At 56.6% G+C, this 13,083-nt stretch carries 7 protein-coding genes; 2 read left to right on the top strand and 5 right to left on the bottom strand.

All coding sequences use genetic code 11. From position 1 onward, the window contains the following. Positions 1–61: 61 nt before the first annotated feature. Entirely contained in the window at positions 62–1,015 is a 954-nt protein-coding gene (locus tag BLQ09_RS17750; protein ID WP_027605787.1) for an alpha/beta fold hydrolase, read from the top strand. On the opposite strand, the gene BLQ09_RS17745 is transcribed toward BLQ09_RS17750, so the two are convergent. The 5 genes from BLQ09_RS17745 to BLQ09_RS17725 all read right to left on the bottom strand — a co-directional run bounded on the left by BLQ09_RS17745 (position 989) and on the right by BLQ09_RS17725 (position 10,052). Continuing rightward, positions 989–2,782, bottom strand: a complete 1,794-nt coding sequence (locus BLQ09_RS17745) for a hypothetical protein (RefSeq protein ID WP_092358076.1) — start codon at positions 2,780–2,782, stop codon at positions 989–991. The two genes, BLQ09_RS17750 and BLQ09_RS17745, sit on opposite strands and share 27 nt — an antisense overlap. Before the next feature lie 59 nt (positions 2,783–2,841). Then, positions 2,842–4,644: a hypothetical protein gene (locus BLQ09_RS17740; RefSeq protein WP_092358074.1), complete on the bottom strand. Its 1,803-nt coding sequence runs from the start codon at positions 4,642–4,644 to the stop codon at positions 2,842–2,844. 55 nt (positions 4,645–4,699) lie between these two features. After that, positions 4,700–6,919 (bottom strand): hypothetical protein, encoded by a 2,220-nt coding sequence (locus tag BLQ09_RS17735; protein WP_139202125.1) that lies wholly within the window; start codon positions 6,917–6,919, stop codon positions 4,700–4,702. A gap of 49 nt (positions 6,920–6,968) precedes the next feature. Beyond that, positions 6,969–8,456, bottom strand: coding sequence for a hypothetical protein (locus BLQ09_RS17730; RefSeq protein ID WP_092358070.1), 1,488 nt, complete (start codon positions 8,454–8,456; stop codon positions 6,969–6,971). 138 nt (positions 8,457–8,594) lie between these two features. Continuing rightward, positions 8,595–10,052 (bottom strand): hypothetical protein, encoded by a 1,458-nt coding sequence (locus BLQ09_RS17725; protein WP_027605791.1) that lies wholly within the window; start codon positions 10,050–10,052, stop codon positions 8,595–8,597. A 264-nt stretch (positions 10,053–10,316) separates the two neighbouring features. Between BLQ09_RS17725 and BLQ09_RS17720 the strand changes: the two genes are divergently transcribed. Further along, a complete protein-coding gene (locus tag BLQ09_RS17720; protein WP_139202124.1) occupies positions 10,317–13,055 on the top strand; it encodes a hypothetical protein in 2,739 nt (912 codons plus the stop codon). Positions 13,056–13,083: the final 28 nt, after the last annotated feature.

Here is a 13,083-nt window from a genome sequence, read left to right as displayed (position 1 = left end):
GCTGGTTCTTGCACGACGGATCCCCCAGGCTAGGCAAAAACCTCCAGGAAAGGCCCCGCCCATGAGCCAACTGCCCGCGCAAAAGATCCCTGTAAACGGTATTGAGCTATGGGTGCATGTCGCGGGGCCGGAACAGGGCCGCCCCATCTGGCTGCTCCATGGGTTTCCCGAGTGCTGGCACTCCTGGCGTGAACAGATACCCGCGCTGGCCGCCGCAGGCTACCGGGTATTTGCCCCTGAAATGCGCGGCTACGGCCAATCCAGCGCACCCGCCGAGATAGCCGACTACGACGTGATGACCTTGTGCGGCGATATCCAGCAGGCCATGGACCATTTCGGGCACGAACAGGTCGTGATGGTCGGCCATGACTGGGGCGCCGTGGTGGCCTGGCACCTGGCGTTGCTCGAGCCGGAGCGCGTCACTCGGTTGATCACGATGTCCGTGCCTTTCGCCGGGCGTGCTCGGCGGCCGGTGATCGAGATCATGCGCGAGCTGTATGCCGACCGCTTCAATTACATCCTGTATTTCCAGGAACCGGGTGTAGCCGAGCAGGAATTGGATGCCGATATCGAACGCACCTTGCGCCTGTTCATGCAGGACCAGGATGTGTTTCTACAGCAGAAACCGGCCACCGCCACGTTGCTTGAGGGCACTTCAACGCCCGATGCATTGCCGCCCTGGTGTACTCAGGAAGACCTCGACGTGTACGTGCAAACCTTCGCTGAACACGGCTTTCGCGGCCCGTTGAACTGGTACCGTAATTTCGAGCGCAACTGGCAGCGCACCGAATTCCTCGCCGGCCGCCAGGTGTTGCAGCCGACCCTGTTCCTGATTGGCGACCGCGATCCGGTCGGGGTGTTTGAGGCCCACACGCTCAAGCGCATGCCTGAGTGGGTGCCTGACCTTGAACTGCATAGCCTGGCCAACTGCGGTCACTGGATCCAGAACGAGCAGGCGCAACGGGTCAATGCGCTGGTGCTCGAGTTTTTAGGGCAGGTTCGGTCGTTCAACTGATGGTTGGCATCCAGCACCGTAGCCCATTACCCACACAAGCAGCTTCGAATAACGGACGGGTTGGCCTCGTCGTATAAGGCTGTAATACACCCGTACGATTTCCCCCTCCTCAAGGTCATTCACTGGGATCGGAATGTGCAGTTCCCGGCCAGCCGTTTCTGAATCCAGTGTGTTCGGTACCGTGGTTCTCGATTGGTCACCAATCCACTGTAATGTCACGGCGTCTCCGGGTTCGGTTTCGGTAAAAGGCAGTATCACCAGCACTTGCTGCTCGGTACGGGTACTTTCAACCCGTGCCTGGGGCAGCGCGCTGGCAGGCTTGCCTATCTGTAATTGCAAGCGCAGCGACTCACGGCTTGATGGCCGGTCCGCGCGTTCGTAATACAGCTCGGTGAGCAGGGTATTGAAACGTTCGATATGCTCGCCGTCGACCTTGAACACCAGGACGCGATCCGCGGGGATCGCCCCCAGCGTGTATTCCTGGGTGTAGATCACCGAGCCACCCACCCACACCAGACGAATCCGGGTCGACGCCGCCCATCCGTCGGGAGCGACTATGACCACCGTCGCCTCAGGAACACTCGGATCGAGATAGCCAGCCGCGGATTCCTGGACACGGGGCGCCTGCCAGGGACTGGCGGCCCCGCGTACGCTCACACGCGTCTTCATCGAAACACGCACATCGTCGGTGTTCAGCGAATGAAGGCTGCAAGACAGCATTGAGACGCCGCCGCCCAGGGCCTTGACTCTTTCATTCGGGACATAGAACTCCATAAAGCTATTGGTGCGCTCGACGGTCTTTTCCTCGCTGTAGGGCACAGGAAAGTTCTCTGCGTCTCGACCCTCCCAATCCAGGCGTACTCGATCGCCTTTTTTGAACACTGTTGGATCAAGGAACAGTTTGATCTTCTGCGCCGCGTCCCCGAGCCGTTTCAAGTCGATAACGTCTCCTGGCTGCTCAAGAAAAGGTGCTTCAAGTGGCCGAGTACCGAGGTCCACATTTGCCCAGGTTGGTGGTGACCAATTTGCGTCCGATTCGGGGTCGAAGACCGGATAGTTGCCCACGGCATCAACGACCTGCATGGCGATGGGCAGGAAAGGGTTGCTGCCGGCGGCACGGATGACGCTCTCATTAACCGTTACCTGGAACCGTCTGCCGACCTCCCTGGGGGTTACCACATGACTGATAGGCTGCGAACCCCAGGCAATTGTGCAGGTATCGAATTCGGCCATGTATTCGTAGGGCTGGACCTCAAGAACGACCCCAAGCCTGGCCCGTTCGGGGTCTATCACTGCGCCCGCCTCGAGATCTTCGGGGAGGAAGAACACCAGTCCTTGATGGCCCGGTTTGTCAGCGTCCGGGTCTTCTTTGCCGGGACGGTTGAGCTTGATCCGAAGCCTGAGCCGGTTGGTGTCGACGAGGCCGTTTCCGGGCTCCTCAATGGTGCAGTAGGCAGTAGCCCACTCCGGCAGAATGTTTTCCTTGGACACGGTCAAGGTATGCATCGGGTTATTCGCATTGCTCTCGTCGATAATCAGGTAGTCCTCTGGCGTCGGGCCGTTCCAGTACAAGAATATCTCTGTGTGCAGCGCCAACTTGTGCTCGGGGAAAAGTAACGGCTTGAGATCATGCTCGACATGCCGCAGTCCAATGCACCCGTCAGGTTCGGTGTCCTCCTTGATAGGCATGCCCAGGTTCGAGATGTACAGCTCGGATTGTCTATCGTCGACTGTACTTCCAAGCTTTCTTTCAGGAGCACGAGACATCGTGAATCCTCCACATGAAAGGGTTGAAAATCGATCAGGCAGCCGCGTGATGATCATCCTTACGGTATGTCTTCGAATCCGAAAATGCCTCGGCGAGCAATACGCAGCGTCACCACACCGGAATAGCGCTGTGGAACACCGTGACGGTTGACCTCCCAATAGACTTTTACGATGCGATTGAGGTTGTCCGATACATACTTCGCCGGGACTTTGATTCGAACTTCACCGGGTGTGGAAATATGCATCAGCATGACAATGCGGTTCACCGGGCCAAACCAGTGCAGTCGAACATGCTGGCCGACAGGCGGGTCAGGGATGGTGACCCAGACGCCCTCCGGTACCAGGTCCGGATCAAGGTAATGGCCGGCAACCTTGTCGACTACAGGAGCGGCCATGGGCTCCAACGGTTTTCCCACCAGCAGGCTTTTGCGCGCAGACTCACCCAGCAGCCGCCCATCAGTACCATTGACCTCGTAGTGCATTTCGGAAGGGCGCCCCTCGAATCGCTTGATTTGGGCCACGGGCAGTACGAACTCAATGATGTCGTGCTCCGGGCGCTCACCTGCACTGCGGGTGAAGCGGTATTCCACGCTGCCGTCTCGGTCAGGCAAGAGCCAGACCAGTGTGATCAGGTCCCACGGTTTCCAGCTGGCCTGGTAAGGCACGTAGGCTTGCCCATCTTTCGGTACCGGACGTATTTCAGCGAAGGGCATGGTGTCGATCACATAGGGCGCTGGCCACAGAACCGTTGCACCTTTGACACTCACGTAGGCAGCTTGCGAATACATCGTCGTTGAACCGACATATTTGCGCAGGGTGTAATACAGCTTGGCATGCCCCTGGGCCAGACCGCCCATGAACGCAGGAGGGATCGGAAAGTCATAGATCGCGTTGATCCGCTCCACTGGGCGTTCCTCGCGATGTGTGACAGTGTTTCCTTGAGCATCGGTAGCCCTGAAGACAAATTCCAGGGTATCTCTCGTCTCGAAGTAATCCGCTGAAGCAAACACCGAAGCCGTGACGGATTTGCCTGCCAGCTTCTCCAGGTCAATGACCCCGGTTTGCGGGTCAACCTCGGCGCTGTAAGGCTCTCTCAAAATATCGCGTTGTGCATATACCCATACCTTGCTGACGGCAGACCAGCGTTCAGCCGGGTCAGTGAAGTTACCGGTATGCCCGCGCACCTGAAGCCTCACGTTCAGTTCTCTGCCGTCGCGGGCGGCCATGACTTTCGTGTAAGGCACTATCAGGCTGACCGCATGGTTCAGATCTGACTCGGTGAGTAAATAGGTGACCTGTTGATCTCCCCAGCACAGCAGGACCTGGTCTCCCGGAGCCGCGTGGGCGTAAGGCATCAGCGTAATTTCGATATTTTCGCGGGCCCTGGCTTCACTGACGCCGTTAACCAGCACATCGTCAGGCAGATAGATGACCAGTCCCTGGTGTCCTGGCCTGGAAGGGTCGGGGTCGTGGCCGCCCGGACGTGCAAGGTCAACCCGTAAGCGCAGGGGTAGGGTAGACGCGCCCGAGGCGTTGATCCGGCACACCAACGGGTCTATCCATTGAGGTCGGATACTGGCTGCCGGCAGGAGAATTGGCAGCCATTCACGCTGGGTATCCCCGGGCATGACAAAGGTGTGAGCGACGGGAAGGATAGGGTCGTTGCTGAACAGTTCGAGCAATTCACCGGGTGATGTGCGCGAACTGGTTTTCACGTAGACAACCTGCGGGGTTTCGATATTCCTGAGGCCCAGGTTGCCGTCGACCCCCACATCACCGGCCGCGGCCGGGTGGAGCCTTGGGATGTAAAGATCGCCTAGTTCGGCGGTGGGCGCAGGGGGAGGGGGGACGACGTTGGACATGGAGTGGCTCCTTTCTATAAATCAACGGGTAAGACACCGAAAGGCAAAGTTCGGGCTAGAGGCGTCTGAAGCGAATATCGTCAATTTCGTAGTCGTTACCACTGGTAGTCACTACATGACTATTGATGTAAAGCACGACATAAGAACTGTTAGCGAGGAAACTTCCCGAAAGTGTTCGCCAGTTTACTAAGTCGGTGAGCTGGGTGGGCGCTGTGACAGCGCCTTGAGTGGTACTCAGGGAGAGGGAAGGGACTACATATAGGCCGCGGAATCTTCTGGCTTTTATACTGAATTCGTATCGATGACCTGGTAGCAAGTTGGCAAATCCTTGGCTGAGGATTACCCCACTTTTATCCCCGGGGGTGTTTGTAAAGTTATGGAAAACGGTGTTGGTGGCATATTTTCTAAACTCAATATCACGCCCTCCATTGACCGCAGGGCCTGGCACCCATCCGTTTAAGTTGCTGTTGTCGAAGGTGGTGAGGTGGTCGAAGCCTGCGATTACGCGCAACGCGAGAATCGGGGAAAATCGCCTGGGAACATTGGCCCGGGCCAAACTGTATTTCAGCCTTATGGATCTATCGAGGTTTCCAGTGATGAAGTTACGTTCGATAGGGATTTCCAGTGTTTCCCCTGCCTGGTCATTATTTAACTTCATCTGAACGGAGGTGCTGATGACATCTCCATCCAAATCCAACTTGATCACATCGTCGCCCAGACTGTCGGTAAGCGGGAGCGTAACCATCAAATGGGTGCCAAAATTATCCGGGTCCAGATAGTTACCCGAAGCGCTGTCAACCCTTACCGCTGGCAGTGTCCTTGTAGGCTCGCCCACTTGCAGTTGAAGACGTTGGGATTGCCGATGGGGTGACTGGTCGATGCGTTCGTAATACACCTCGACAGGCAATGTATTAAAGCGCCTGACTTGTGCATTCGGAACGGTAAATGAAAGTTCCCGGTCGTCCGGAATAGGTCCCAGCACAAACTCTTCAGTAAAATTAACCGAGTGCGCGGCCCATACTATTCGGATGCGGGTGGTGGCGGTCCAGCCAAGTTGGGCACGGTATTTAACCGTGGCATTTGAGTTTGGATTCAATTCTCCGTCTGGCGCTTCTACGATGCTCGGTGCGGGCCAGGCGATGAACTCGCCCTTAACCGTTACCCGTACTTTTCTTGACGGCAACCATACATCATCTCTGGCCTTATAGAGGTTGTAGTACATAATTGCAGTGCCGCCGACGATTGCGCTGACGATTTCGTTGGGCACGTCGAAGTCTTCGATGAAGTTGACAAGGTTGACGTCTCTCTCCTCGCCATGGAAAAAAGGCAAGTTGTAAGTGTCTCGGCCCTCCCATTCAAATGCAATTTTGTCGTTGCGCTCGAAAAAGTCGTTATCGATGAATATCTGGACGACTTGTGCGGCATCACCCAACTCATCAAGTTCAACGGTTTCTCCGGCTTGCTTAAGGAACGGTGGCCGTGGCCGCAAGAGCCCGAGGTTGACTTCTACTCGCTGTGTCTCCGACCAGTTCGATTTGGAATCGGGATCAGCCGGGTAGTTACCGCCCACATCCTTGATTTGCATGGCCACCGGCATGTTCACGTAATGAGGGTTCTCTTTGATCTGCTCGGGGGAAATGAACATTTCAAATGGCCGTTGCACCTCACTGGCCGTCACCACGTGTTCGATGAGAGTGGAGCCCCAGGCGATACGGCAGGTGTCCCACTCGGCCATATTTTCCCAAGGGTGGATTTCGAGCACTACACCGCGATCTGCCCGGGCCATATCCACGTGGCTGCCGGCCTCCAGGTCGGCAGGCAGAAAAAACACCAGGCCCTGGTTGCCGTCGGCGTCCGGGTTGGGGTCAGGGTAAGCCGGGCGACTGCGTTTCACCCTGAGCTTCAACGGTTTGGTTTTAGACCGGTTGCCGCTGGGGCGTTTGATCAGGCAATAGACTTCGGCCCACTCCGGCAGGATTTGTTCTTTATTCACCCTCAGGCTGAAAAACCCGTTATTCACGTTGTCCGGTTGGATGATGAGGTAATCCACCGGGGCTTCAGGGTTGTTCCAAATCAGGTAGATCTCCGTGTCCAGCACTACCCCCGGGAACGCCAGGAGCAGCACCTCCAGATTATGTTCCACATGTCGTGCGCCCAGTGCGCCGTCAGACTGCGTATCCCCTTTGGGAGGGGGCTCGATACCGCTGATCAGCACTGGGCCCAGGTCATAGTCATTGCGGGGACGGCGGGCCGGGGTTCTGGTTTTACGGGACATGGTCAGGCCTCCAAGAGGGGCGGTGTGGCTGATAGAAACCGCAGCAGCTTCATCTCCCACGGCCCGGCGCACCAATCCGTACTTCCTGGCGTAACGATTCGTTTAGCGATGTGCTGCGCGCCAGAATATTTTCGGGCTCATACACGTAATAGAGTTCAGGGGTGGTGCCGTCGAACCTCAAGAGATCTTCATAGGGAATCAGGCGTCTTATGGGCACGCCTTCAGGCACCTGCCCCACGGTAAATAGGTCGTCGTAGAGGATCAGGTCATGGCTGCCCGGTATCACGTAACGCATAAGCAACATGATCTTGTCAGTGGGCCTGCGCCATGCGTACCAAGGAATTTCGACGGCGGCGCCACCGGTAGGGATGGGGTTGACGACATGGGAGGGGTATCGCAAAAAAATAGGCGCCTGCAATCGGATGATCGCGTCCTGCACGGCGGCAGAGGCGATTTTTGAGTAACCCACGATATTGAGCCCTTGGAACAGGATAAAGCTGATCTCCACTTTGCCACCGGCCACGGCACGCACTTTGTCATGAGGTACGAAAAAATCATGAGGCCGACCGGCCGCTACGATGGGGATGTATTGATCGTGCAGTACCCTGCCTCCCAGCTTTGGGTAGCCCTGGTAAGACACAAAATACGTGTAGCCAACAGGGCCCTCCCACGGATAAGTGAATAACTGCATATGCAAAGGCTCGCCGTTAAGTGACTCAAGGTCGATCAAGCCTGGATAGTGCTGGGTTGCGAAGATAGGCGCGGCATAGTTGGCGCTGCCCACGTCCACGAGCACCGGGACGTTGCGCGAGCGGGGGGTGGATACATTGCGGACGGCGTCGACAACCTGGAAACTCACCAACCGATTGGTGCCGTTACCGATCGAGATAATTTGATCGCGGTTGAGTTTTATCTCGGTCTGTTGGCCGACACCGGTCACTTGCTGAGGGGGAGCCAGAAAACTACCAACCTGGCATTCAATGCGATCCAGTGCATGCATATTCGGATAAGGCTCGAAGGTCAGGGTCACGCCCCGCCCGGCCTGAATTTCCCTGATCTCTGTATCGGATATTTTGAAATTGAGTTCGGAATGGCCGGGAGTGATGTGGTCCTTATCCTCGCCGGCGGGGACGGTTCGCTTGACCATCAAGGTCAGCGGATAAGAGAGGTCATTGGATGGGCCGCCGGTGTACCACACCCTGTACCCCAGTATCTGATCCCCATTGGGGAGGTCGCTGTCCGAAATGGCAAAGGAGAAGCTGCTGCGGGCTTCTTCCCCAGGTTCCAGGGTTTTCTCTGCAAGTACCTTCATCCCCACTATAGAAAGCACCTCAATCTTGTCTCCGGGTTTCGCGGGCCAATTCTTGTCCACCGACACGGTCAGTCCTCTGGCCAGCAACCAGAGCGGAATACCACCGTCATAGCCCGCAAATGCAGGGGACATCCCAGGGACGCGCAGCGTGTCAAGAAACTTGGGTTTGACCGGCGAGGGCTTCTTGGGTTTGGTCGTGGCGGGCTTGCTGTTCTTGGTAGGCATGGCTTTCTCCAATAGAAAGTTGTCACGCGTGACAGGAAATGCTCCTGCGCTTGGACCTATCAAACGCCGTTAAAGAAGGATTTGGCTACTGTCATAATTAACAGGTGGCGACGGGCGGACGGCGCGCAACACGCCCGGTCAGGAACCTTGCAGGATTTGCACTTGACGGCGCAGCGATTCGTTCAAATCCACGGAGCGGGCCCTGACAACAGAGGCGGACTCGGATTCGTACACGAAATACAGATCAGGGGCGTAGCCCACGAACGGTTGAAGATCCGTACCGGTGAGCGCCCACTGAACCGGCTGCCCATCCGACCAGAACGATCCCACCGGCTTCGTCACGCTGAAGAGGATGATTTCGTTGAGTGATTTCACGTAACGCAGGATCAACGTGAGGGTATCTGTCGGTTTGCGCCAGGCGTACCAGGGGATATTCACAACGAGGGAGTTTTCTATGAACACCGTATCTTCAGGGTATTTTTCGAAATAGGGCGCCTCCAATCGAATGACCGACCCCACGACTTCAGCGCAGGTCTGCTTGGAAACGTAAGGGGTCAAGTCGTCTGCCCGGATCAGTTCATAACTGATCGCCACCCATCCTCCGGCCGCAGCACGGACTTTGCTGTAGGGCACTTCATGATAGGTCGCGGTGCCAGCCCTGGTGATCACTTCGATGCGTCGGTGCACCACCTCACCTCCAAGCGGAGGGTAGGCCTTGAAGGTGATCACATACCAGTCTCCCGTCCTGCCGATGTGCCCAGGGGTGTACATGCCAACCTTCAAGTTGGCGCCATTGAGTCTTTCGATATCGATATAGCCCGGCTGATCGTCGGACTGGATGAATGGGCCTTCCCGTTGCGCATTGTCGAGCGCCACCACTACGCGGGTGTACTTGGATCGTGGTGTTGAGGCGTTGCCGACGAGGTCGACGATGTAAAACCCCACCAGCAGGCCATCACTGTCACCGGCTTTAATCATCTGGGCGTGATTAATCACGATAAGGGTCGCCTGGCCGACGCCTGCAACTTTCTGCACGACGTTCAGGCTGCCCCATTGGAAGTGGATGCGATCGCTTGGATGCATATTCGGGTAAGGCTGAACGATTACGCTGACGCCTTTGGCTGCCTCGGGCGGATAGACTTCCAGGGCCGAGAGTGTGTATTTGAGTTGCGAGTGACCCGGCTCAAGCTGATCCAGGTCTTCGCCCGCCGGCAGTTCGGTTTTTACCAAGATACTCAGGGGATAGGATGCCTCGTAGTCGTCGCTGCCTCTGTAATTCACCACGTAACCCAGGCGTAGTTCTCCGTCGGGCAGCTTTTCCCGTGGAATGGAAAAAAAGTAACTGTGGTGTTGTTCCTCTCCCGCCCGGACCGGCTTCATCGCCAAGGACGTCATACTTGGCATCATGACGATATTGATGATGTCGCCAGGACTGGCAACCCAACTGTTATCCACTCGGACCGTCAGCCCGGAGACCATCAGCCAGTCGGGAATCCCTCCGTCGTAACCGTCCACATTGGGAGTCATGCCCGGGATCGACAGGCGAGGAAGCTGCTTGGGCTGCCCAGGGGAGGTCTTGGCGCTTTCAGTGCTCATGCTCTTTATTCTCCTGAACAAGTCCCTGAATGGGGGGGCTGACGCTGTTAACGATTTACCTGCCTCTGGCGATATCAAATACCCACGTTTTCGCGCTGACAACTGTCAGAATTCACAGGTGCTGACAGACGGTCGTGGGTATCTAAGGTGCCACGCCATCGGTCGCCACCTGTTAATTCTGACAGTTGCCAACACCCTGCTACTGGATGTCTGATTTCTCTCAAACCCATGCCCAGTGCGCAGGGGAATGCCGAGGAAACCAGCATGGCCAAGTATCGCGCTCAACCTCCCAGTCTGATCTCCGAGCTGCCCCCGGTGGATATTCCGCTGATGCAACCGCCGATTGCAGGAGATTTGGAGGAGGCCGACGGGGGGATTGGTGTGTCGCATACCCTGAGACCCCTGGTCGTGCATATCGACAGACCAAGCAGTACGCCTGAAGGAACGTTCTTCGAATTGTTCTGGGGCGGCGGTGATCCGGTCGCGTACAACCTGATCCGCGAGGGCGACCAGAACCTGACGCGCATTCCCTTCACCGTGCCCTATGACAGTATTCGCGAGCCGTGGGCAGATCCGGTGTACGTCCGGGTTATTCGCAGCAGCGGAAACGAATCCCGAACCCAGCCTTTGCGTTTGAGGGTCAACCTGCAACATCCGGGTGGACAAGACCCCAATCCCGCCCCCGGAAATCAGGGCTTGGTCTTTGAACTTCCAGACGATGTGAGGCTGGGCGGGGTCAGTGCCGATCGGGCCAGGCAGGGCGTTGAGGTGGTCGTCCGGCATTGGCTGAACATGGCCGCCTATGACCTGCTTATCCTCGTCTGGGGCTCGGTGCGAATCGAGCGGTTGATCCTGCCCGCCGAAGTCGGGCGGGATATCACCTGCATGCTCGACGAGGATGCAATCAAGGAAGCCGGGGACAGCGACTTGCTGCCAGTGGCCTTCCAGGTTCGCGGACCGACCGGCAACTACCCCGATCCCTGGGCGCCCTGGTCGACCACGGTATTGGTTTCGGTGTACCTGGCAACTGACCGCCTGGACGCACCCTGGGTGCAAGTACCCGAGACCGACCGAGAAATCGATCTGGAAATACTCGGCACTCGGGACGCACAAATCGGCCTGACCGTCGGCGGGGCCGATGCTCGTGTCTACAGTCATGTTTTTCTGTACTGGAACGGGGTAAGTGCCCAGGGCAGTTCGGTTCATTACTTTGAGGATCGGCCACTGTCAGGCGCCAAGGGTTACTTTTTCAATATCGGCAACGCTTTGGTCAGTGCGATCGCCCAAGGCAGTGCGGTGGTGTACTACGAGTTGAAAGGCGCTGGCTTGCCTGACAAACGCTCGCATAACCGTTATCTCACCGTGATCGGCGAGATTGTCAGATGGCCGGCACCGACCGTAGACCAAGCCCTGGGAGAGGATCTGGACCCAGGCTTGCCGTTGATTACGATCCGCTTCCCTGTGCAGGCGAGTTGGGTCAGCACAGACAGGGTACAAGTGACCATCCTGGCCAGCGACGCCGGCGGCACCGTCGATTACACGGCAGGACGGCTCGTGGGCCAGGTTGCCCCCGGCGATGATATGACGTTCGATGTGCCGGGCACTGAGCTCAAGCGTTTTGACGGGCGTTTTATCGACGTGTTCTACAGCGTGACACGGGGCAATGAACAGCCTCAGGAATCCCTGCGCCAGCTATATCAGGTGCACCTGCCGAATGAGATGCCTGTTCCCGAATTGATCCAAACCACAGGCTCAGGTGTTTCGGTGACCCTTGCGCCGATGAATGCGCAAAATGGTGCAACGCTGAAAGTCAGTTTTTTGCCGATGTACACCACTGACAGCATCAAGGTCACGATGGAAGGGACTGCCGGTGCGGGGTCACCGGTTATTGCGGCGAAGAACGGTTTGACCAGTGGTGTGGTGACGTTTGATATTCCCAAGACGGCGATTGCGGCGAATATCGGCAATACCCACACGATGTTTACCCTCAAGTACGAGCTCACCCGTGGAAATGTCGTTCGGCCGTCGTCGGTGTTGACGGTAACAGTGACCCCGATACCTGCGAGCGAACTGGCGGGAACCGTAATCCAAATCAATGAGGCCAACCCAGCGACGAAGGTGCTGGATCTATCGACCGGAACGGGGAACAGGAGACTGCGGGTCGGCACCTGGCCGTTCATTACGACCAATTCCCCGGTCTGGATTGAGTTCAAGGGTTTCAAAAGCGGAGGGGCGGCGCACAACCTCAAACATTGGAACGGTGGGGGGGCCTATGTGAATACGACCTGGTTCAACCAAGGGTGGTGGGAAAGTCCAATCAGTTATGCGGCCTACTTGAAAGAGTTAGGGGACAACACGCAACTGACACTGCATTTCAAGGCAGCTTTAGTTCCTGGCGTGACGGAGGCCAATGCCATTGTCTTCCCGCAGGTGACCTACACCGTCAAAAGTGCTCCGCCCCCGTTGGTATTTGATACTTCTCCAGCAACGCTGGCTGGTAAGGTGTATGTGATTCGAGGGTACTCACATGCGCTTCCATCCTGGCCTGCCGGAACGACCATGCAACGGCAGGCAACAGGAGGACAGCCGGATTACTATTATTCATCTTCCAATCCAGCCGCCGCGTTTGTGAATCCCACCACAGGTGTTGTCCAGGTGAGCGGAAGAGGTGTTACGACGATAACGGTCCGAGATCAAAAGCAACAAACTGCAAGCTATACATTGACCGTGACCAACGCTATTGCGGTTATTCCACTTGCTCGAGATTTTCTTGAGGATGTTCGTAATGCGCTTGCAAGGGAAGGCGCAAGTATGCCGAGCATGGCTCAGTTACGCGAAATTTATAATACTTATGGGGCAAGATGGCCATTGGACAGTGATGCTCACTGGTCTAGTGATAGAGCGCCTGGCGATAACAGCTATTATTGTTTGAAATTTTCCGATGGCAGCCAAAGCGCTGTAGACGGTCGCTTCAGAGGGTCTGCCGTTGGAATAAAGGTATAACGTCTACGAGGTAATACAGTTGAAAGGC

This window comes from Pseudomonas sp. NFACC25, assembly GCF_900100935.1.
In the GTDB taxonomy this organism is placed as follows: Bacteria; Pseudomonadota; Gammaproteobacteria; order Pseudomonadales; family Pseudomonadaceae; genus Aquipseudomonas; species Aquipseudomonas marginalis.
Note: the sequence above shows the minus strand (reverse complement) of the source record. Positions and strands in the feature narration are given on the sequence as shown.

Excerpts from the sequence above, each read along its gene's own strand:
- BLQ09_RS17750 (WP_027605787.1), top strand. The coding sequence starts at position 62 with ATGAGCCAACTGCCCGCGCAAAAGATCCCTGTAAACGGTATTGAGCTA.
- BLQ09_RS17745 (WP_092358076.1), bottom strand. The coding sequence starts at position 2,782 with ATGTCTCGTGCTCCTGAAAGAAAGCTTGGAAGTACAGTCGACGATAGA.
- BLQ09_RS17740 (WP_092358074.1), bottom strand. The coding sequence starts at position 4,644 with ATGTCCAACGTCGTCCCCCCTCCCCCTGCGCCCACCGCCGAACTAGGC.
- BLQ09_RS17735 (WP_139202125.1), bottom strand. The coding sequence starts at position 6,919 with ATGTCCCGTAAAACCAGAACCCCGGCCCGCCGTCCCCGCAATGACTAT.
- BLQ09_RS17730 (WP_092358070.1), bottom strand. The coding sequence starts at position 8,456 with ATGCCTACCAAGAACAGCAAGCCCGCCACGACCAAACCCAAGAAGCCC.
- BLQ09_RS17725 (WP_027605791.1), bottom strand. The coding sequence starts at position 10,052 with ATGAGCACTGAAAGCGCCAAGACCTCCCCTGGGCAGCCCAAGCAGCTT.
- BLQ09_RS17720 (WP_139202124.1), top strand. The coding sequence starts at position 10,317 with ATGGCCAAGTATCGCGCTCAACCTCCCAGTCTGATCTCCGAGCTGCCC.